The organism is Streptomyces mesophilus (assembly GCF_040300965.1).
GTDB classification, from domain to species: domain Bacteria; phylum Actinomycetota; class Actinomycetes; order Streptomycetales; family Streptomycetaceae; genus Streptomyces; species Streptomyces mesophilus_A.
Genome location: NZ_JBEPEW010000068.1, coordinates 13,880 through 34,612, shown reverse-complemented (window position 1 = coordinate 34,612; position 20,733 = coordinate 13,880). Strand labels below are relative to the sequence as shown.

Annotated in this window: 20 protein-coding genes and 1 pseudogene; 13 read left to right on the top strand and 8 right to left on the bottom strand. The window is 68.9% G+C overall.

What is annotated here, in order from left to right:
- Positions 1 to 27 precede the first annotated feature (27 nt).
- From ABT367_RS23205 to pth, 3 genes are all read left to right on the top strand, one after another.
- The gene (locus ABT367_RS23205; protein WP_352254998.1) at positions 28 to 1,002 is read left to right on the top strand and encodes a ribose-phosphate diphosphokinase; all 975 of its coding nucleotides are present in this window, start codon (positions 28 to 30) and stop codon (positions 1,000 to 1,002) included.
- A 222-nt stretch (positions 1,003 to 1,224) separates the two neighbouring features.
- Positions 1,225 to 1,818: a 50S ribosomal protein L25/general stress protein Ctc gene (locus ABT367_RS23200; protein WP_352254997.1), complete on the top strand. Its 594-nt coding sequence runs from the start codon at positions 1,225 to 1,227 to the stop codon at positions 1,816 to 1,818.
- A gap of 100 nt (positions 1,819 to 1,918) precedes the next feature.
- Complete coding sequence (gene pth, locus ABT367_RS23195) at positions 1,919 to 2,515, top strand: aminoacyl-tRNA hydrolase (protein ID WP_352254996.1); 597 nt, start codon at positions 1,919 to 1,921, stop codon at positions 2,513 to 2,515.
- Between the two features lie 16 nt (positions 2,516 to 2,531).
- On the opposite strand, the gene ABT367_RS23190 is transcribed toward pth, so the two are convergent.
- Positions 2,532 to 3,014 (bottom strand): hypothetical protein, encoded by a 483-nt coding sequence (locus tag ABT367_RS23190; RefSeq protein WP_352254995.1) that lies wholly within the window; start codon positions 3,012 to 3,014, stop codon positions 2,532 to 2,534.
- A gap of 113 nt (positions 3,015 to 3,127) precedes the next feature.
- Complete coding sequence (gene ppc, locus ABT367_RS23185; protein ID WP_352254994.1) at positions 3,128 to 5,881, bottom strand: phosphoenolpyruvate carboxylase; 2,754 nt, start codon at positions 5,879 to 5,881, stop codon at positions 3,128 to 3,130.
- 233 nt (positions 5,882 to 6,114) lie between these two features.
- On the opposite strand from ppc, the gene ABT367_RS23180 reads away from it, so the two are divergent.
- From ABT367_RS23180 to ABT367_RS23165, 4 genes are all read left to right on the top strand, one after another.
- Positions 6,115 to 7,101 (top strand): acyl-CoA desaturase, encoded by a 987-nt coding sequence (locus ABT367_RS23180; protein ID WP_352254993.1) that lies wholly within the window; start codon positions 6,115 to 6,117, stop codon positions 7,099 to 7,101.
- A complete protein-coding gene (locus ABT367_RS23175) occupies positions 7,101 to 7,778 on the top strand; it encodes a TetR/AcrR family transcriptional regulator (RefSeq protein ID WP_434975517.1) in 678 nt (225 codons plus the stop codon). The genes ABT367_RS23180 and ABT367_RS23175 overlap by 1 nt, the downstream gene beginning before the upstream one ends.
- 137 nt (positions 7,779 to 7,915) lie before the next feature.
- The gene (locus ABT367_RS23170; protein ID WP_352254991.1) at positions 7,916 to 8,338 is read left to right on the top strand and encodes an Hsp20/alpha crystallin family protein; all 423 of its coding nucleotides are present in this window, start codon (positions 7,916 to 7,918) and stop codon (positions 8,336 to 8,338) included.
- Positions 8,339 to 8,448: 110 nt separating this feature from the next.
- Complete coding sequence (locus ABT367_RS23165; protein WP_352254990.1) at positions 8,449 to 8,847, top strand: DUF2267 domain-containing protein; 399 nt, start codon at positions 8,449 to 8,451, stop codon at positions 8,845 to 8,847.
- A gap of 62 nt (positions 8,848 to 8,909) precedes the next feature.
- On the opposite strand, the gene ABT367_RS23160 is transcribed toward ABT367_RS23165, so the two are convergent.
- Positions 8,910 to 9,734, bottom strand: a complete 825-nt coding sequence (locus ABT367_RS23160; protein ID WP_352254989.1) for a trans-aconitate 2-methyltransferase — start codon at positions 9,732 to 9,734, stop codon at positions 8,910 to 8,912.
- A 131-nt stretch (positions 9,735 to 9,865) separates the two neighbouring features.
- On the opposite strand from ABT367_RS23160, the gene ABT367_RS23155 reads away from it, so the two are divergent.
- Positions 9,866 to 10,363, top strand: a complete 498-nt coding sequence (locus tag ABT367_RS23155; protein WP_165333777.1) for a MarR family winged helix-turn-helix transcriptional regulator — start codon at positions 9,866 to 9,868, stop codon at positions 10,361 to 10,363.
- Here ABT367_RS23155 and ABT367_RS23150 read toward each other — a convergent pair.
- The 4 genes from ABT367_RS23150 to ABT367_RS23135 all read right to left on the bottom strand — a co-directional run bounded on the left by ABT367_RS23150 (position 10,322) and on the right by ABT367_RS23135 (position 15,684).
- Positions 10,322 to 11,092 carry a response regulator transcription factor gene (locus ABT367_RS23150; protein ID WP_352254988.1) on the bottom strand — a complete coding sequence of 257 codons (771 nt, stop codon included), beginning with the start codon at positions 11,090 to 11,092 and terminating at the stop codon, positions 10,322 to 10,324. The two genes, ABT367_RS23155 and ABT367_RS23150, sit on opposite strands and share 42 nt — an antisense overlap.
- A 517-nt stretch (positions 11,093 to 11,609) precedes the next feature.
- Positions 11,610 to 13,478, bottom strand: coding sequence for a CASTOR/POLLUX-related putative ion channel (locus ABT367_RS23145; RefSeq protein ID WP_352254987.1), 1,869 nt, complete (start codon positions 13,476 to 13,478; stop codon positions 11,610 to 11,612).
- A gap of 229 nt (positions 13,479 to 13,707) precedes the next feature.
- The gene (locus ABT367_RS23140) at positions 13,708 to 13,989 is read right to left on the bottom strand and encodes a hypothetical protein (RefSeq protein WP_352254986.1); all 282 of its coding nucleotides are present in this window, start codon (positions 13,987 to 13,989) and stop codon (positions 13,708 to 13,710) included.
- Between the two features lie 24 nt (positions 13,990 to 14,013).
- A complete protein-coding gene (locus ABT367_RS23135; protein WP_352254985.1) occupies positions 14,014 to 15,684 on the bottom strand; it encodes a sodium:solute symporter family protein in 1,671 nt (556 codons plus the stop codon).
- A 236-nt stretch (positions 15,685 to 15,920) separates the two neighbouring features.
- Between ABT367_RS23135 and galT the strand changes: the two genes are divergently transcribed.
- The 3 genes from galT to galK are packed head-to-tail and all read left to right on the top strand — an operon-like array spanning position 15,921 to position 19,085.
- Complete coding sequence (galT, locus tag ABT367_RS23130; protein ID WP_352254984.1) at positions 15,921 to 16,979, top strand: galactose-1-phosphate uridylyltransferase; 1,059 nt, start codon at positions 15,921 to 15,923, stop codon at positions 16,977 to 16,979.
- A complete protein-coding gene (galE, locus tag ABT367_RS23125; RefSeq protein ID WP_352254983.1) occupies positions 16,976 to 17,938 on the top strand; it encodes a UDP-glucose 4-epimerase GalE in 963 nt (320 codons plus the stop codon). The genes galT and galE overlap by 4 nt, the downstream gene beginning before the upstream one ends.
- 7 nt (positions 17,939 to 17,945) lie before the next feature.
- Entirely contained in the window at positions 17,946 to 19,085 is a 1,140-nt protein-coding gene (gene galK / locus ABT367_RS23120) for a galactokinase (RefSeq protein WP_352254982.1), read from the top strand.
- On the opposite strand, the gene ABT367_RS23115 is transcribed toward galK, so the two are convergent.
- Complete coding sequence (locus tag ABT367_RS23115) at positions 19,045 to 19,524, bottom strand: ATP-binding protein (RefSeq protein WP_352254981.1); 480 nt, start codon at positions 19,522 to 19,524, stop codon at positions 19,045 to 19,047. The two genes, galK and ABT367_RS23115, sit on opposite strands and share 41 nt — an antisense overlap.
- Before the next feature lie 130 nt (positions 19,525 to 19,654).
- Between ABT367_RS23115 and ABT367_RS23110 the strand changes: the two are divergent.
- Positions 19,655 to 20,478 (top strand): annotated as a pseudogene (locus ABT367_RS23110) (helix-turn-helix domain-containing protein).
- Entirely contained in the window at positions 20,475 to 20,723 is a 249-nt protein-coding gene (locus ABT367_RS23105; protein ID WP_352254980.1) for a DUF397 domain-containing protein, read from the top strand. The pseudogene ABT367_RS23110 and the gene ABT367_RS23105 overlap by 4 nt, the downstream one beginning before the upstream one ends.
- The last annotated feature ends 10 nt before the right edge of the window (positions 20,724 to 20,733 follow it).

Genomic DNA, 20,733 nt, shown 5'->3' with positions numbered 1-20,733 from the left:
ATCGAACACCTCTGAGGAGACTGTGCTGTGAGCGGGTTCAAGACGACCGGCGAGAAGAAGATGATGCTCTTCTCCGGCCGCGCCCACCCTGAGCTGGCGGAGGAGGTCGCCCATCACCTGGGGGTCGGTCTGGTTCCGACCAAGGCCTTCGACTTCGCGAACGGTGAGATCTACGTCCGTTACGAGGAGTCGGCTCGTGGCGCGGACTGCTTCCTGATCCAGAGCCACACGGCTCCGATCAATAAGTGGATCATGGAGCAGTTGATCATGATCGATGCGCTGAAGCGCGCGTCGGCCCGATCGATCACGGTGGTCGTGCCGTTCTACGGCTATGCCCGTCAGGACAAGAAGCACCGTGGCCGTGAGCCGATTTCGGCCAAGCTGGTCGCGGATCTGATGAAGACGGCGGGCGCCGACCGTATCGTCACGGTCGATCTGCACACCGACCAGATCGTGGGCTTCTTCGACGGTCCGGTGGACCATCTGTTCGCGCTGCCGCTGCTCGCGGATTACGTGGGGCACAAGGTCGACCGTTCGAAGCTGACCGTGGTCTCCCCCGACGCCGGCCGTGTGCGCGTCGCCGACCGCTGGTGCGACCGTCTCGGTGCGCCGCTGGCGATCGTGCACAAGCGCCGTGACAAGGACGTCGCGAACCAGGTCACCGTGCACGAGGTGGTCGGTGACGTCGAGGGCCGTATCTGCATCCTGGTCGACGACATGATCGACACCGGTGGCACGATCTGCGCCGCCGCCGACGCCCTGTTCGCGCACGGTGCGGAGGACGTCATCGTGACGGCGACGCACGGTGTGCTGTCGGGTCCGGCCGCGGACCGGCTGAAGAATTCCAAGGTCAGCGAGTTCGTCTTCACGAACACCCTGCCGACCCCGAGCGAGCTGGAGCTCGACAAGATCACGGTCCTGTCGATCGCTCCGACCATCGCGGACGCGGTGAAGGAAATCTTCGAGGACGGTTCTGTGACCAGCCTCTTCGAGGAGCAGTAAGCATCCTCACAGGCCTTCGGGCTTGATCGTTTTGGGTTGCGGCCTCCCTGCCGAGTAGACTGTCGAAGTTGCTCGGCGAGGGAGGCCGTACTCATTTCCGTCTACGGAGTGGGTGCCGGCGGTCCGTTATCGACGCGCTCTTCGTAGCAGGCCTGTTCAGCCAGGCCAGTCGTTGTGGCCGGGTGACCGCCACAACTTTTTTCTTTTCTACGAGGAGTGCGCATGTCCGAGGTAAAGCTCGCCACCGAGATCCGTTCCGAGTTCGGCAAGGGCGCCGCCCGCCGTATCCGCCGTGAGAACAAGGTTCCCGGTGTCCTCTACGGTCACGGCACCGACCCGGTCCACCTGACCCTCCCGGGCCACGAGCTCGCGCTCGCCGTCCGTACCCCGAACGTGCTGCTCGCGCTCGAGATCGACGGCAAGACCGAGCTGGCCATCCCGAAGTCGGTCTCGCGTGACCCGCTGAAGGGCTTCCTGGAGCACATCGACCTGCTCCTGGTGAAGCGCGGCGAGAAGGTCACCGTCGAGGTCTACGTGAACACCGAGGGCGAGCTGGCCCCGGGCGCGTTCCTGCTCGAGCACGTCCTCAACACCCTGTCCGTCGAGGCCGAGGCCACCCACATCCCCGAGTCCGTCACGGTCTCGATCGCGGGCCTGACCGCCGGTGACTCGATCCTCGCCAAGGACATCCCGCTGCCCTCCGGCACGACCCTGGCCACGGACGCCGACGCCGTCGTGCTGCAGGTCCTGTCCGCGCAGGCCGAGGAGCCGGCCGCCGAGGGCGCCGAGGGCGACGAGGCCGCCGCGGAGGCCTGAGCAGTAACCTCTGCTTGACTTGACGGGGTGGTGGACCGGTTCCGGTCCACCACCCCGTTTCGTATGCCGCCCGCTTCTTGTACGAGGGAGAGCACCCCGCATGACGACCGACGCCAACGCGCCCTGGCTGATCGTGGGGCTGGGCAACCCGGGCCCCGGCTATGCGGCCAACCGTCACAACGTGGGCTTCATGGTCGTGGACCTGCTCGCGTCGCGGATGGGTGGCGCGTTCAAGCGGCACGGGAAGGCGCAGGCGCAGGTCCTCGAGGGGCGGATCGGTCCGATGGGTCCTGGGTCGCGCCGGGTCGTGCTCGCGAAGCCGATGTCGTACATGAATCTGTCCGGTGGTCCGGTGACGGCCCTGCGGGACTTCTACAAGATCCCGACGGCGAACATCGTCGCGATCCATGACGAGCTGGACATCGACTACGGCACGTTCCGGCTGAAGCTGGGCGGCGGGGACAACGGGCACAACGGTCTGAAGTCGATGACGAAGGCGATGGGTCCCGACTATCACCGGGTGCGCTTCGGGATCGGGCGTCCGCCGGGCCGTATGCAGGTCGCTGATTTCGTCCTGAAGGATTTCTCGCCCACGGAGCGCAAGGAGCTGGACTACTTCGTGGACCGGGGCGCGGATGCGGTGGAGGCCCTGGTGACGGAGGGGTTGGAGCGGGCGCAGAGCTCGTACAACTCGTAGCCGCTGTAGCAGCCTGCTATACGAGCAGGAACGCCCCGAACAGCAGCAGCGCTCCCGCCGCCGCGGTCCCCCACGCCACCCGTGCGAGCCGCAGGCCGCCGCCGACGACGACGGCGGCCATGAGCAGGGCGCCGCCGAGCGGTACCCACGCGTCGAAGAAGCCGGCGCCGCCGCCGCGTACGGCCTGGCTGGTGTGGGGTTTGATGACGACGGGGAGTGTGGCGCCCTTCTTGGTGCCGATCGACTCCTCGATGGTGATCTCCGGGTGGGGTCGTGCGCCGGGTGAGAGCGGTTTGAAGCTGCCTTCGCAGCGGTTGTCTTCGCAGCGGGAGATGGTCATCTCGCCGCGTTCGCGGCCTTTGGTGAAGAGCACGTGCTGGGCCGTAGACCAGGAGGTCCAGACACCGACGACGACGAGCAGCACCGCCAGCGCGGCCATCGCGGTGGTGCGGGCGGCGCTCAGGGCCGCCTGGGTGCGGGCGGAGGCTGCGGCAGACATGGCGGCGATCCTTGGCCATGGCCCCACGGCCGGTCAACTCTCGCTCCGCAAGCCGGACATAACGGTGCCCCGCACCACCACAGGCGGTACGGGGCACCCCAAAGAGGGACCAATCAGCCGGTGTTGCGCAGACCCGCCGCCACACCGTTGACCGTCAGGAGCAGGGCCCGGCCGAGCAGCGCGTCCGGCTCCTCGCCCGCGGCCGCCGCGTCACGCTGCCGCTTGAGCAGGGTGACCTGGAGGTACGAGATCGGGTCGAGGTAGGCGTCGCGGATCGCGAAGGTCTGCTGGAGCACCGGGTGGCTGTCGAGGAGCTGCTCGCCGCCGGTGATGCGCAGGACCTCGCGGACCGTCAGGTCGTGCTCGGCCTTGATGGTCTCGAAGATGTGCTTGAGCTCGTCCGGCACGAGGGTGTCCACGTAGTGCTGGGCGATGCGCAGGTCGGTCTTCGCGAGCGTCATCTCCACGTTGGAGAGGAAGTTGCGGAAGAAGTGCCAGTGCTCGTGCATCTCTTCGAGGACGGTGTCCAGGCCCGCCTCGCGCAGCGCCTTGAGGCCGGAGCCGACGCCGAACCAGCCGGGCACGATCTGCCGGGACTGGGTCCAGCCGAACACCCACGGGATGGCCCGCAGGCCGTCGAGGGAGACGCCCGAGCCGGGGCGGCGTGAGGGCCGCGAACCGAGGTGCAGGTCGGCGAGCTGGTCGACGGGGGTCGAGGCGAGGAAGTACGTCGGCAGGTCCGGGTCCTCGACCAGCTTGCGGTACGCGGAGTGCGCGGCCTCGGAGACCGTGTCCATCGCGGCGTCCCAGCGGGCGAGCGCCTCGTCGGACTGGCGCGGCGCGGTGTGCAGGGCGGAGGCCTGCAGGGTGGCCGCGACGGTCAGTTCGAGGTTCTCGCGGGCGAGCGACGGCACGAGGTACTTGTCGGAGATGACTTCGCCCTGCTCGGTCACCTTGATCTCGCCTTCGAGCGTGCCCCACGGCTGCGCGAGGATCGCGTCGTGCGAGGGGCCGCCGCCACGGCCGACGGTGCCGCCGCGGCCGTGGAAGAGACGGAGCCGCACGCCATAGCGGTGCGCGACGTCGCGCAGGCGGCGCTGGGCGCGGTGGATCTCCCACTGCGAGGTGGTGATGCCGCCGAACTTCGAGGAGTCCGAGTACCCGAGCATGACCTCCTGCACATCGCCCCGCAGCGAGACGAGCCGGCGGTACGAGGGGTCGGCGAGCATCTCGTCGAGGATGACGTCGGCGGCGCGCAGCTCGTCGGTGGTCTCCAACAGCGGCACAATGCCGATCTTCGCCCAGCCGGCGTGCAGGTCCACGAGACCGGCCTCGCGGGCGAGGACGGCGGCGGCGAAGACGTCGTCGGCGCCCTGGCACATCGAGATGATGTACGACTCGACGACCTCGGGGCCGAAGACCTCGAGGGCCTTCTTGACCGTGTGGAAGACGCCGAGGGTCTTCTCGCCGGCCGCGTCGAGCGGCGCGGGCGACGGGGCGAGCGGGCGCCGGGAGCGCAGCTCCTTGGCGAGCAGCTTCTGGCGGTACTCGCGCGGCATGTCCGTATAGCGCCAGGACTCCTCGCCGAGCCGGTCGAAGAGCTGGCCGAGCGCGTGGTGGTGGGCGTCCGCGTGCTCACGTACGTCCATGGTGGCCAGCTGCAGGCCGAAGGCGGCGAGCGTGCGGATCGTACGGTCCATGCGGCCGTCGGCGAACAGGCCGCCACGGTGGGCGCGCAGCGAGGTCTGGATCAGGGTGAGGTCGTGCAGGAGCTCACCGGTGCCGAGGTAGTCGCGGCCCGGCTCGTGCGGGGTGCCCTTGGCGAGGCGCTCGCGGGTGTTGACCAGCTTCTGGCGTACGCAGGTGGCCTTGAGCCGGTACGGCTCCTCGGCGTTGAGCCGCTTGTAGCGGGGGCTGATCTCCGGCAGGCGCTCCAGATCGGCCTGGAGCGAGGTGAGCAGCTCCTCGGTGGCACCGGTGTAGCGGATGGAGTTGGAGAGCAGGCTGCGCAGGTGGTCGATCAGGTCGAGCGCGTCGGTGATGCCGTGCTCGTGCTGGAGGATCAGCACGTCCCAGGTGACGGCGGGCGTCACATTGGGATTGCCGTCGCGGTCGCCGCCGATCCAGGTTCCAAAGGTGAGCGGACGGGTACCCGGCGGGAGTTCGACGCCGATGCGCTCCAGTTCGGCGGTGAGGTCCTCGAGGACATCGCCGACGGCCCCGGAGTGCAGCTCGTCGAGGTAGTAGATCGCGTTGCGCGCCTCGTCCGCGGGCTCGGGCCGTACGACCCGGAGCTCATCGGTCTGCCACACCAGGTCGATGTTCTCGGCCAGGCGCAGATCGAGCCGGCGGCGGTCGGCCGCGGACACGGAGGAGTCGAGCAGCTCGGCGATCCGGCGCAGCTTGGTCAGGACCGAGCGGCGGGCGGCCTCGGTGGGGTGCGCGGTGAACACGGGGCGCACATTGAGGTGCTGAACGGTCTGGCGCAGATGCTCGGCATCGGCGTCCTTGAGCAGATCGGCGGTGCGCGCGAGCGTCGAACCCTCGGCATCGCGCCGGGTGCGCAGCTCCCGGCCGCGGTGCACCTGCTCGGTGACGTTCGCGAGGTGGAAGTACGTGGAGAAGGCGCGCACCAGCTTGGCCGCGGTCTCGAGCTCGGTCTCGCCGAGCAGCTGCGCGGCGGCTTCGCCGTCGCTGCGGGTCAGGGCCCGTACGCGTTCGACGAGCTCGAGGAGCTCGGTGCCCTCCTGGCGTACCAGGGTCTCGCCGAGCAGATCGCCGAGGCGGCGGATATCGGCGCGCAGCTCCGCGCCGGCGGTCTGGTCGGCAGGACGCTCGCCGGCGGTCTGGTGGTCGGCACTGCTCACAGGTGCGGCTCCTTGCAGTGAGGGGAAGACTCATTGCGGACCACGCTGTCCGACGCCACCCAGGATATGCGCCTTGAACGGATGCCTATTCGAGACCAGGCCTCCACCGTCGGTTCCCTTGCCCCCGCAGGGGCCGCTGCCATACTTACGACGCCGTAGGTTACGGGCCCGTAGGTCCAGACATACGGGTCGATCACCTGCCAAACAGTCCCCGACCCCACAGGGAAACGCCCATGACCACGAGCCCCGACCTGCTCGACGAATCCCCGAAGGACGCAGCGGGCGCCGCACCCCTGCCGTCGGCCACTCTCGGCGGTGAGCAGAAGCGCTCGCTCGAACAGATCACGTTGCTGCTCTTCATCACGGTCCCGTTTCTCGCTCTCCTCGCCGCCGTTCCGCTCGCCTGGGGCTGGGGCGTGAGCTGGCTCGACCTCGGCCTGCTCGTCTTCATGTACTACCTGGGCTGCCATGGCGTGACCATCGGCTTCCACCGCTACTTCACACACGGCTCCTTCAAGGCCAAGCGGCCCCTGCGGATCGCGCTCGCCATCGCGGGTTCGATGGCCGTCGAGGGTCCTCTCGTCCGCTGGGTCGCCGACCACCGCAAACACCACAAGTTCTCCGACGCCGAGGGCGACCCCCACTCGCCGTGGCGGTTCGGGGAGACGGTGCCGGCCCTGATGAAGGGCCTGTGGTGGGCGCACATCGGCTGGATGTTCGACGAGGAGCAGACGCCGCAGGACAAGTACGCCCCGGATCTGATCAAGGACCCGGCGATCCGCAGCATCTCCCGCAACTTCATCTTCTGGACGATGCTGTCCCTGGCCATCCCGCCGATCGTCGGCGGTCTGGTCACGATGTCCTGGTGGGGCGCGTTCACCGCGTTCTTCTGGGGCTCTCTCGTACGGGTCGCCCTGCTGCACCACGTGACCTGGTCGATCAACTCGATCTGCCACGCGGTCGGCAAGCGCCCGTTCAAGTCCCGTGACCGCTCGGGCAACGTGTGGTGGCTGGCCGTGCTGTCCTGCGGCGAGTCCTGGCACAACCTGCACCACGCCGACCCGACCTCCGCACGTCACGGCGTGATGCGCGGCCAGCTGGACTCCTCCGCGCGGATCATCCGCTGGTGCGAACAGCTGGGCTGGGCGTATGACGTGCGCTGGCCTACCGAGGAGCGCATCGCGTCCCGCCGTAAGGCACCCGTGGCCGACGCGGCATGATGGATGCCGTGGGCGACGAATCGAGCACTTCAGGCAGCGGCAGCGAAAAGCCCCGGCGGACGCGCAGGACGCGGATGACCGGGGCGGAGCGCCGACAGCAGCTCCTGGACATCGGCAGGACGCTGTTCGCCGAGAAGGGCTTCGAGGGGACGTCCGTCGAGGAGATCGCCGCGAAGGCGGGGGTCTCCAAGCCCGTCGTGTACGAGCACTTCGGCGGCAAAGAGGGTCTGTACGCGGTGGTCGTGGACCGCGAGATGCAGCGCCTGCTCGACATGGTGACCAGTTCGCTCACGGCGGGCCATCCGCGTGAGCTGTGCGAGCAGGCGGCGTTCGCGCTCCTCGACTACATCGAGGAGTACACCGACGGCTTCCGCGTCCTGGTCCGCGACTCCCCCGTCGCGCAGTCCACGGGCACGTTCGCCTCGCTCATCTCCGATATCGCCACGCGGGTCGAGCACATCCTCGCCAAGGAGTTCAAGGCCCGCGGCTTCGACCCCAAGCTCGCGCCCCTGTACGCGCAGGCGCTGGTCGGCTCGGTCGCCCTGACCGGGCAGTGGTGGCTGACCACCCGCAAGCCGAAGAAGGCCGACGTGGCGGCGCATCTGGTGAATCTGGCCTGGCACGGCCTGGGCAATCTGGAGGCGAAGCCGCGGTTGATAGGGCATCGCAAGAGCTGACGCTTCCGTCCCGACCCACTGCTGACACCCGCACCCGGCTCCGAGTTGAGCCGGGTGTTGTCAATTTTCTTCCGGCGGGCTATATACAGAAGGCGTAGGGCATCGCACCCCACCGTCCACGGAAGGAGTGACCTGTGATGCTCATGCGTACCGACCCGTTCCGGGAGTTCGACCGGCTCGCCCAGCAGGTTTTCGGCACCACCACCCGCCCCGTCGCGATGCCGATGGACGCGTACCGCGCGGGTGACGACTTCGTGATCCACTTCGATCTGCCGGGCATCGACCCCGAGACCATCGACCTGAACGTCGAGCGCAATGTGCTCAGCGTGCACGCCGAGCGCCGCTCCCCCGCCCCCGAAGGCGCGGAGCTGATCGCCTCGGAGCGCCCCACCGGCACCTTCTCGCGCCAGCTGTTCCTGGGCGACACGCTCGACGCCGAGCGCATCGACGCCTCGTACGACGCCGGGGTGCTGACGCTGCGCGTCCCCGTGGCCGAGCAGGCCAAGCCGAGGAAGATCCAGATCGCGGGCGGCCAGGAGCGCAAGCAGATCGCCACCTGACCCCCTGCGCCGGGCCCGCGCGCCGGGCCCGGCGCCCGACTCGCCCTTCTCTCATCCCCCTTCTCTCATCCCCCTTCACTCATCTCTACGGATCGGAGGACGACCCCGCCATGCACTGGATCCGACTGATCGACGCGGTGCGGGAGACAGGCCAGTACACGACGACCGCACAGGCCGAACGGGTCACCCGGATCGTGCTGTCCGCCCTCGGCGGCCAGGTGACCGGCGAGGAACGCGTCGACCTGGCGCGGCAGTTGCCCGAGGAGGCGGCGCGGGTACTCGTCGCGCAGATCCCGGCGACACGGCAGCGGACCGCCGCGGAGTTCGTGGACGGCGTCGCCGCACGGATCGAGGGCGCCACGCCGGCGACCGCGCGCTGGGACGTCAGCTCGGTGCTCAGCGCGGTGGCGGACGAGGTCGACGACGAGCTGGTCGGCCGGCTCCTGGCCCATCTGCCGCCGGGCTATGCGCTGTTGTTCGGCCGGGCGGAGCTGGTGCGGGCGGCCTGACCCGATGCACGCTCGACCCCGGCAGGGGCCCCACTGAGCCGGGCAGTGGGGCCCCGCCCGGCTCACCCCTTCGGTTTGCGGGCCACCGCGAAGATGCGGCGGAAGGGGAAGACCGTGCCGTGCGGGCCCTGGGGGTAGGCCTTGCGGAGCAAGTCGCGGTATTCGGCGAGGAATTCGCGGGTGGCCTCCGGATCGTCCGCGAGCGCCGTCAGGACCGGACGCAGCGCCGTTCCCTTGACCCAGTCGAGGACCGGGTCGTCGCCGGTGAGGAGTTGGGAGTACGTGGTCTCCCAGACGTCCACCGCGCAGCCGAGGTCGGTCAGCCGGGTCAGATACTCGGCCGGTTCGAGGACGTGCACGAAGCGCCGGCCGTGCTCACCGAGCCGTTCGCGCCACTGGGGCGCGTCGCAGAGTTCGCCGAGCAGGGCATGGCTGGGCGAGGTGAAGTTGCCGGGCACCTGGAAGGCGAAGGTGCCGCCCGGACGCAGGTGATCGATCCACAGGGGGAAGGACTCAGGGTGGTTGGGCACCCACTGCAGCGCCGCGTTGGACACGATCAGGTCGTACGTACCGTCGGGCGTCCAGTGCGCGGCGTCGGCGGGCCGGAAGTCGAGCGTGCCGCCGCCGCTGGTCGTGCCCGCGTATTTCGCGGCCCGCTCCAGCATCTCCGGTGAGTTGTCGAAGCCGGTGATACGGGCCGTGGGCCAGCGTTCGGCGAGCAGCACCGTGACGTTTCCGGGGCCGCAGCCCAGATCGGCGATGCGTATCGGTTTGCCGTCGGGATCCGGAAGTACGGGAATCCGCGCGAGCAGATCGAGAAAGGGACGCGTCCTGTGGCCTGAGTGACGCAAGTACTGCTGAGGATCCCAGGTTGGTGCGGAATGCATGTTCGAGCTCCCTGCCTGGTACGAGAGGACGAAGCGGAGGTCGCTTGTTGGGCGACGATGCCCCAAGCGAACCCGAATTATCTCTTGACGTCAAGAGACTTCATGTCGAGGGACCCCTTACACTGATCGCCATGGAGGACGAGGTCGATCGGCTGGTCGCGGCTTGGCGCCGAGAGCGCCCTGACCTCGACGTGGAACCACTCGAGGTACTGAGCCGGGTGAGCAGGCTCGCGCGCCATCTCGACCGTGCGCGCCGCCTGGCTTTCTCCGAGCACCACCTCGAGCCGTGGGAGTTCGATGTGCTCACCTCGCTGCGGCGTGCGGGTGCTCCGTATCAGCTCTCCCCCGGGCAGCTGCTCCAGCAGACGCTGGTCACGTCCGGCACGATGACCAACCGTATCGACCGGCTCGCCAAGAAGGGCCTGGTCGAGCGGCTTCCCGACCCCAGTGACCGCCGTGGCGTGCTGGTCCGGCTGACCCCCGAGGGGCGCGACCGCGCCGACCAGGCCCTCGCGGGCCTCCTCGACCAGGAGCGGGCCATCCTCGCGGAGCTGTCCCGCGGCCAGCGCGGCGAACTGGCGGCGCTGCTACGCCAGTTGACCGCCCCGTTCGACAACATCCCCGGCTAGGTCCACGGGTCCGACACCGGCCCGTCGCGCGAGCGCGACAGCCGCCAGGGTGGAGTGCACGCCGAGCTTGCCCAGGACGTTCTGCATATGGGTCCGAACGGTGTGCGGTGAAAGGAAGAGGCGCTCGGCGACGGCTTTGCGCCCCAGGCCGGCCACCATGCACCTCAGCACCTCGCGCTCACGCGGCGTCAGCGATTCGACAAGGCGTTCGCTCTCGGTGCGGTGCTTGCGCGCGGCGGTCAACTCCCGCAGTACGCCGGTGAGAAGCGCGGGCGGCAGGTGGGTCTCGTCCCTCAGGACACCCCGTATCACCGTGAGCAGCCGGGACAGCGAACAGTCCTTGGCGACCCAGCCCGACGCTCCGGCCTGCAGGGCGAGTGCGGCGCGCCGCGGGTCGTCCTTCTCGGCGAGCACCACGGTCCGTACGGCCGGCTGGCTCGAACGGATGCCCGTGACAAGGGAGATGCCGTCGACGAAACCGTCCGGTCCGGGCTCCGCGCTGTCGTGCAGGGGCAGGCGTGCGCCGGGCACGGTGCTGCCGAGGTCGGCGTCCACGAGCAGTACGTCGAACCGGCGCCCCTCGGTGGTCGCCCGCTCCAGACTGCGCAGCGCGGCGGGGCCGCTGCCGGCCGCGGCCACGTCCACATCGGGCTCGGCGGCAAGGGCCGCGGCGAGCGATTCGGCGAAGATGCGATGGTCGTCGACCACCAGGACCCGGATTCGAACCACGTGAAACCCCCAGGCTCCATCTTCCGGGGAGATGGCGAGGCGGCTGTAGCCGCGGATCCCCGGACCCCCTCAGGGGCGTACGGCGCAGGTACGGCGTCCGGAGCGCACAGCACCGTGGTCCCACGGCCGCCGCCGTGTGGTGACTGTTACCCCGCTCCTGGCGCCGTACCCGACTGTCTCGCCCCCTGATCGGCACCGGCCCCCACCGGTGCTGAGCATCAGAGTACGGGCGGGGGCGGGTGGCGGAAGGGTTATTGCAGAACTGGTCGTGCTGCGGGTTCCCGTGTCCGGTCTGCTGATTACCGTGATGCGCGTGGTGCGATTTTTGTCGGAAGTCGACAGGGCGCGGCCACATCCGAGCTTCGCTCGGCTGCCCTCGAACGCCGGACGGGCCGGTCGATTGCCGCAGTCGCGTGACGGCGGAAGGGGTGGGGAAGCGGGTTCGTCGGCCGACCCCCTCCCACCCGCAGCCGCGTACCGGCGGAACGCAACCCACCCACCCCGTGCACCACCACACTCAGGCCTGAGCCACCACGATCACGCTGTCCCCGGCCGCGAAGGAGAGGCGCTGCTTCTTGTCCGGGTTGAGGCGGATGCCGAAGGACGGCGGAAGCGCGGCCTCGGACTGGCGGCGGTAGCCGATCGCCGAGTGGCCCTGGCGGCGGGCCGATTCCACCACCGTGTAGAAGTCGACGTCGTGCTGGAGCGCGACATAGTCGCCCGCCGGCTTCAGGTAGATCTCGCAGCCTTCCGCGGCGAACAGGTCGTCGAACACCCGGGCCAGATGACGGTTCTCCGACACCTGGGTCATCAGCAGGCTGATCACCTTGTCGCTGACGATGAAGTCATCGCTCTCGCTGATGGGGGCCAGGGCCCGGTTGCGGTCGTCGGTCATCTCGGTGACCACCGGCAGCTCACGGCCCAGGGTGTTCTCCAGATCGCGCAGGTGAAGGAGCGTGACCAGCGTCTGGTTGTCGGCCTGGGCACTGTCGATGTCGTCGTAGCCGAGCACGATCACATGGTCGTAGCCGCCGATGTCGAGGGACTTGAGCGTGCCGGGCCGGGTGATGTCACCGGTCTCGCAGGACGCGTCCAGATTCCGCAGTTGCTCGCGTACCGCCTCGACCGCGATCTTCGCCTCGTCCCCGCGGGCCACGACATGGAGCCGCGAACCGGCCGTCACATAGGTGTCGAGCTGCGTGATGATCGTGACCGCGCGCCGGTTCCAGCCGAGCACGAGGACCGATTCGGGCTGCTCCTCGCGCGGCCGCGGCGAGACGATCGCGGCCTCGTCGATCTCGTACGGGAAGTCCGAGACGACCACGGTGTTGTCGTCGCGCGACACCGCGATGATCCGGTCGCCCTCGGCGATGACGGTGTCCGGCGCCGGGTTGAGCGCGATCGCACCGTCGGCGCCGCGCAGGAGCCCGACGGGCGAGGAGGTGTCGTACGCGAGGAGCGCCTCGCCGTAGCTCCGGCCGACGAGCGTGGGTTCGGCGGACATGTAGAACTCGTCGCCCGCGTAGTTCAGGAGGTCGAGGTAGATCACGGAGAGACCGGGCTGGCGGCTGGTCTGCACGATCAGGCGCGCGGAGATGTCGTCGATGCTCGCGACGCAGGCCTCCGCACCGCCGGCGAGCCGGGTCGCCTCGAGATTGTGGCCGCAGCTCACGGCAGCGACGATGTGGTACGGCTGCTCGCGCCGCTGCGGGCTCTGGGTCACGGCGAGCAGGGTCTTGACGACCTCGGCGTCCCCGCCGTCCTCACAGGCGCAGGCCCGCGGTCCGGCCGGGCTCTCGGCGGCCGGGGTCAGGACGATGATCGAGCGTGCGTCGTGCGGGTTGACCAGACCGATGTCGGTGGGGTCCATGGGGCTGCCGGTGCGGCAGATCACCTTGGTGGTGCCGGTGTCCGGCACCTTCGTATGGATCTCGTCCTCCATCTCCACCTTGTCCTTGTCGGCGAGGATCACCACCGCCGACCGGCGCAGATTGGAGTTGGCCTCCACCAGCTCGGAGACGATCGGGAAGACCTGGTCCGACCAGCCGAGGAGCACGGTGTGCTGCTTCTCCAGGACCAGCGAGCGGCCTTTGCGCAGATCCATGATCTTGCGGTTGACGCCCGAGGTGATCAGACCGACGAGGGTGCTGGCGAAGAACAGGGCCACCAGGGCGAGGATCACCGAAAACGCGACGAACGCGGGCGTGCCGACAGCGCCGCCGAGGTTGAAGGTCTCCGCTGTGTTCTGCCAGACGGAGACGAGCTGGTTGCCGAGGGTCGTGGGGGTGTTCTTGTCCGCCCACACGAGCAGCGCGCTCACCGGGATCACGATCACCAGGCAGATCGCCGAGAGCCAGCCGATCAGCGCCGGGGTACCGCGGGACATGGTGTTGTCGAACCAGTACCGGAGCCTTGCTCTGTGTGAGGGGTTGCCGCTCATCAAGCATCACGCTCCCTGCAGTCGTCAGCCCCTCCCGCCTGTCGGACAGTTCCGATCCTTGTCCGGATCCCCGGCCCGCGCAGCTTCAGAGCCGCCGGTGAGCGGCGCCACCGCATTACGGGGCCGGAGCCCGGGTGGGCTCCGGCCCCGTAATGCGGTGCCATGGGCCGGGCGTCTACTCCTGTACGTCCGTGGGCGTGGGCGGCGCCGTGGGGCGCAGCTTCAGCCAGACGAGGAAGAACAGGCCGAGGGCCAGCATCGCGAGCCCGGTCCACAGGTTGATGTTGACGCCTTCGGCCTTCTTCAGGTCGGCGTCGGACGGGCTGATGCCGGCGATCGTGACGATCACTCCGTACACCACGAACAGGCCGCCGATGATGCGCCGGATGTCGAAGAGCCGGGCGGCGGTCGCGGACTTGCTCTCCAGCTCGGAGACTTCGCGCTGCAGATCAGACATGGTTCTCGGTGCCTCCGATCGGAACTAGAAGGAGTACGGGATGTAGCAGGCTGCGGCGAGGACGATCGCGCCCCAGCCGAGCAGGGCCGGGCGGCGGTACCAGGCGCTGTCGCCCTCCTCGGGCGGCTCCTGCATGCCGGGCGAGGTCGTCCCGTACACGAGACCCGCGAGCTCGGCCTCGGGCTTGGGCGCCGTGAACAGCGTGACCAGGACCATGACCAGCGCACCGGCGACGAAGCCGACGATCGCGGAGACGAAGTTGGCGCCCTGGTCGGAGGGGATGTCGATGACGCCCTGCTTGTAGATCACGAAGTAGTTGATCATCGCGGCGGAGGTACCGGCGACCAGACCCCACACTCCGGACTTCATCGACGCGCGCTTCCAGAACATGCCGATGATGAAGACCACGAACATCGGGACGTTGAAGAACGAGAACAGGGTCTGCAGGTACCCCATGATGTTCGAGAAGGACGCGGCCAGGAAGGCCGTGCCGATGGAGGCCACGACACCGATCGCGGTGATGAGCCGGCCGAACTTCAAGTAGTACGTGTCCTCACGGCCCTTGACCACGTACTTGGCCCAGATGTCCGCGGTGAACACGGTGTTGAAGGACGAGACGTTCGCGGCCATGCCGGCCATGAAGGCGGCGAGCAGACCGGTCACGGCGATGCCGAGCACACCGTTGGGCAGCAACTCCTGCATCAGGAGCGGGATCGCGTCGTTGTACGTGAGGTCCGAGCCCGCGGTGCCGATCTTCGGCACGAGCACGGCGGCGACCAGGCCCGGGATCATCACGATGAAGACGATGAAGATCTTCGGGAACGCGGCGATCAGCGGGGTGCGCTTGGCGGCGCTCAGGTTCTTGGCCGACAGGGCGCGCTGCACCTCGGCGAAGTTGGTGGTCCAGTAGCCGAACGAGAGCACGAAGCCCAGACCGAGCACGATGGTCAGCCAGTTGGCGCCGAGCGGGTTGGCGTCACCGATGCCCGTACCGCCCCATGCGGACAGGAAGTTGTCCCCGTGCTGCTTGGTGAGCGAGTCGGTCAGACCGTCCCAGCCGCCGACCCGCTTGAGGCCGAGCAGCGTCAGGGGTATGAGCGCCGCGAGGATCACGAAGAACTGCAGGACCTCGTTGTAGATCGCCGAGGACAGGCCGCCGATCGTGATGTACGCGAGGACGAAGAAGCCCGCGACCACGATGGACACCCACTGCGGCCAGCCGAGCAGGGCCTCGACCACGATCGACAGGGCGTACAGGTTCACGCCCGCGATCAGGATCGAGGCGAAGGCGAACAGGACCGAGCTGAGCAGATGTGCGCTCTTGTCGAAACGCTGGAGCAAGAACTCCGGCACGCTTCGGACCTTGGAGCCGTAGTAGAACGGCATCATCACCAGGCCGAGGAAGACCATGGCCGGGATGGCGCCGATCCAGTACCAGTGCACGACGGCCACGCCGTACTGCGCACCCGTGGCCGCCATGCCGAGGATCTCGGTGGCGCCCAGGTTGGCCGCCACGAACGCGAGGCCGGTGACCCAGGCGGGCAGGGAGCGGCCGGACAGGAAGAAGTCGAGGCTGGTCTTCACACTGCGCCGGGCGGCGAACCCGATGCCGAGCACCACGGCGAAGTAGATCGCCAGGATCGCGTAGTCCAGCCCGTTGGTGGGAAGCCGAAGCCCTTCGGCGAGGTATTGCATGGGGGAGTCTCGCTTCGTTGCGCGAACGTATCGGACCGGAACCTACGCCTCCGTGTTCGGAAACTGAAGGGGGTCCTTGGTGTTCTTTGTTCGTTCGTGATCGAAGAAGCGGTGTCGGCGGCCTGGTTTCCCCCAGAAAACTCCGGGCGCGAGCCCGCCTCACCCGTTGACCAATCTGTTGGCTTGTGGTTTGTTGTGTTCGGTTCTGTTTGATGGGTGCGATAGGAGCAGCCCGAGTGAAGAAGACCTCGACGCGGTTGGCCGACGGTCGTGAGCTCATCCACTACGACCTGCGCGACGACGTCGTCCGCGAGGCCGTCGACCGGCGTCCGCTCGACCCGGTCGCCACCACGTCCGAGATCCGCGAGGACCGCCTGCTCGGCGACTTCGTCGCCATCGCCTCGCACCGCAACGCCCGCACGTACCACCCGCCGGCGAACGAGTGCCCGCTGTGCCCCTCGAAGGACGGGCAGCTCAGCGAGATCCCCGACTCCGGTTACGACGTGGTGGTCTTCGAGAACCGCTTCCCCTCGCTGGCAGGGGACTCCGGGCGCTGCGAGGTGGTCTGCTTCACCTCCGACCACGACGCGTCCTTCGCCGACCTCTCCCCCGAGCAGGCCCGGCTCGTGCTCGACGCCTGGACCGACCGGACCGCCGAGCTGTCACATCTGCCGTCCGTCGCGCAGGTCTTCTGCTTCGAGAACCGCGGCGCCGAGATCGGTGTGACCCTCGGCCACCCGCACGGACAGATCTACGGATACCCCGCCATCACCCCGCGTACGGAGCTGATGCTGCGCTCGCTGGGCGCGCACAAGGCCCGCGAAGGCGGCAACCTCTTCGACGAGCTGGTCGCCGACGAGCTCGCCGACGGGAGCCGCGTCGTCCTCGAGGGCGAGCACTGGGTGGCGTTCGTGCCGTACGCCGCGCACTGGCCGTACGAGATCCATCTCTATCCGAAGCAGCGCGTGCCGGATCTTCTGGCGCTCGACGAGGCGGCGCGCACAGAGTTCCCACAGGTCTATCTGGAACTCTTGCGCAGGTTCGACCGGATCTTCGGGCCGGGTGAGCCGCCGACCCCGTACATCTCCGCATGGCACCAGGCGCCGTTCACCGCACTCGACGCCTACGGCGTGGAACGGGAGGATTTCGCCCTCCACCTCGAGCTTTTCACCATCCGCCGCACTTCCGGCAAGCTGAAGTTCCTCGCGGGTTCCGAGTCCGGCATGAGCGTGTTCATCAACGACGTGCCGCCGGAGACCGCGGCCGAGCGACTGCGAGAGGTAGCTAGTTCATGAGCGGGAAGTACCTGGTCACCGGTGGCGCCGGATATGTCGGCAGCGTGGTGGCTCAGCACCTTCTTGAGGCCGGGCACCAGGTGGTCGTGCTCGACAACCTCTCCACGGGCTTCCGCGAAGGCGTGCCGGCCGGCGCCGAGTTCATCGAGGGTGACATCCGCGACGCCGCCAAATGGCTGGACTCCTCCTTCGACGGCGTGCTGCACTTCGCCGCCTTCTCGCAGGTCGGCGAGTCCGTGGTGAAGCCCGAGAAGTACTGGGACAACAACGTCGGCGGCACCATGGCGCTGATCGGCGCGATGCGCACGGCGGGGGTGACCAAGCTGGTCTTCTCGTCCACGGCCGCGACGTACGGCGAGCCCACCGAGGTTCCGATCGTCGAGACCGCGGCCACCGCGCCGACGAATCCGTACGGCGCATCGAAGCTGGCCGTCGACCACATGATCACCGGCGAGTGCGCGGCGCACGGGCTCGCGGCGGTCTCGCTGCGGTACTTCAACGTGGCGGGCGCGTACGGCACTTGTGGGGAGCGGCACGACCCCGAGTCGCACCTCATCCCCCTCGTCCTCCAGGTCGCGCAGGGCAGGCGCGAGGCGATCTCCGTCTTCGGCGAGGACTACCCGACGCCGGACGGGACGTGCGTACGCGACTACATCCACGTCGCGGACCTCGCGGAGGCCCATCTGCTCGCGCTCGGCGCCCCGCGCGAGGGCGAGCATCTGATCTGCAACCTGGGCAACGGCAACGGCTTCTCGGTACGCGAGGTCATCGACACCGTCCGCCAGGTCACCGGCCACCCGATCCCCGAGGTCGTGGCCCCGCGCCGCGGCGGCGACCCCGCCGTCCTCGTCGCCTCCGCCGACGCCGCCCGTGAGCGGCTCGGCTGGACTCCGTCCCGCGCGGACCTCGCGGGGATCGTCGCCGATGCGTGGGCTTTCGCGCAGTCTCGGGAGGGGTGAAGCTCACATGGCAGGTGTGGCTGAGGAGTTCGGCCGTCTCTACGGGTACGAGCCCGAGGGGGTCTGGGAAGCGCCGGGCCGGGTGAACCTGATCGGTGAGCACACCGACTACAACGACGGTTTCGTGATGCCCTTCGCGCTTCCGCACACCGCGGTGGCGGCGTTCGGACGGCGCACGGACTCGGCGGTACGGGCCCACTCGGCGGATCTGCCGGGCGAGCCGGTCGTGGTGGCCGACCCCGCGCCGGGGGCGTCCGCGGGCTGGGCGGACTACGTGGCGAGCGTGGTGTGGGCGCTGCGGGACGCCGGGCACGCGGTGGGCGGCGTGGACGTCCACCTCGCGTCGACCGTGCCGACGGGCGCGGGGCTCTCCTCGTCGGCGGCCCTGGAGGTCGTGGTCGCGCTCGCGCTCAACGACCTCTTCGAACTCGGCCTGGAACGCCAGCAGTTGGCCAGTCTGTGCCAGCGCGCGGAGAACGTGTACGTGGGCGCGCCGACCGGGATCATGGACCAGACGGCTTCGGCCTGCTGCACGGCCGGGCACGCCCTGTTCCTCGACACCCGCGACCTCTCCCAGCGTCAGGTGCCCTTCGACCTGGCCTCGCTCGGGCTGCGGCTCCTCGTCGTGGACACCCAGGTCAAGCACTCCCACAGCGAGGGCGAGTACGGGAAGCGACGGGCCGGGTGCGAGGCGGGGGCCGCGGAGCTGGGGGTCACGGCGCTGCGGGATGTTCCGTTCGCCTCGCTGCCGGACTCCCTCGACCGGCTCTCCTCCGACGAGATACGGGGCCTGGTACGGCATATCGTCACGGAGAACCACCGCGTGGAGCGGGTCATCTCGCTCCTGGACGCCGGCGACGTACGGGGCATCGGCCCCGTCCTCGTCGAGGGCCACGCCTCGCTGCGCGACGACTTCCGCGTCTCCTGCCCGGAGTTGGACCTGGTGGTCGACTCCGCCGTGGCGGCCGGAGCCCTTGGCGCCCGGATGACGGGCGGCGGTTTCGGCGGCTCGGCGATCGTCCTGGTCGAGGAGGCGTCCGCGGATCAGGTGGCGAAGTCCGTGGTGGAGGCGTTCGCGTCCCGTGGACTGACGGAACCGCGGGTCTTCACGGCGGTCCCTGCCGCGGGGGCGCGGCGGGTGCGCTGACGCCCACCACTCCACCGGCACTGCCGCCGAGCGGCAGCTCGGCCCACACCGTCTTGCGGGGCGCCGGTCCCTCGACGACGCCCCAACTCCCGGCCAGCGCACCGACGATCAGCAGCCCCCGCCCCGACTCACCGTCCGGGGACGGGGGCTGTTCGTCGGGGTGCCGGTCAGGGCGGGTGTCGTCGACCTCGATCCGCAGCGTGTCCGCGCGCAGGACGAGCCGTACCTCGAAGTCCCGCCCGGGTACGTGCCCGTGCAGCACGGCGTTGGCAGCCAGCTCGGCGAGGATGGCTTCGGCGTGTTCTGTTTCCGGGAACGGCACGTCCCAGGCGCGCAGTTGCTCGACCGCGAGCAGCCGGGCGAGCCGGGCGCCCCGGCGGGCGCCGGAGAAACGCTGCGTGAAGGTGCGGGCGGTGGCGGGGAGTTGGTGGGTGCTCATGGGGTTACGGTCCCGGGGTGCGAGGCCCGGCGGCCAGCCTTGAAGCGTGTACGGTGCGCGACCGTACACGCACGCACTGTGGACAGTACGCACAGTGACCCGTGACCCTGTGTCACGGGAGGTGGTTCTGATGCACTCCGAGTACGAGGAGCCGGACCCGTCGGACAGTCTGCTGACCTTCGGCGCGGTCATCCATGCATTGCGGGAGCACGCGGGGCTGAGCCGGGAGGAGTTCGCGTCACACGTGGGTTTCTCCAAACACACAGTGGTCTCCATCGAGTTGGGCCGCCGGATGCCGACCGCGACTTCGTCGACCGCGCCGAACTGGCGCTCGGCAACACCGGTGCCCTCCGCCGCTCTGCACAGCACCTGTCCCGGCAGCCCGGACTGGCCGCGTGGTTCCGCCAGTGGGCGAAGCTGGAACAGGAGGCGACGCGCCTCGACACGTACGAATGCCGTCTGGTGCCGGGCCTGCTGCAATGCGAGGCCTACGCCAGGACCGTGTTCGCCAACGCGCAGCCCCCGCTCGACGACGCCCGCCTCGAAGCGCAGGTGGCCGCCCGTATGGAACGGCAGCGCCTGCTCCGGGAGCGGCCGTGCACGTCGTTCAGCTTCATCATCGAAGAACACATCTTCCAGCGGCAGTTGGGCGGACCTGCCGTGACCCGCCTGCTCCTGGACCATGTCCTGGCCTGTACGGAGCCCCGCAATGTCGTCCTGCAGATCATGCCGGTCCGGTCCTCGCTGCATGCGGCGCTGGACGGTCCGATACAGCTCCTGGAAACCGCGGACCAACGACGCCTCGCCTACTCGGAGGGGCAGAAGAACGGCCGCCTGATCGCCGACCCGAAAGAGGCAGCCGCACTGCACGACCGTTATGCGACACTGCGCTCGCAGGCCCTCACCCCCGAAGACTCCCGGAGCCTGCTGGAGCGAATGCGAGGAGCACCATGAGCATCACGGAACTCGCCTGGTTCAAGAGCAGTTACAGCGGGACCGAGGGCGACAGCTGCGTAGAAGTAGCCCTCGACTGGCGCAAGTCGACGTTCAGCGGAACCCAGGGCGACGACTGCATCGAGATCGCCCCCTGCCCCACCGCCATCCACATCCGCGACTCCAAAGACACCCGCCGCCCCGGCTTCCACGTCGGCCCGGACGCCTGGCGGCAGTTCACCGGATACGCCGCCGAGCAGGCGTAACGCTGAAAAG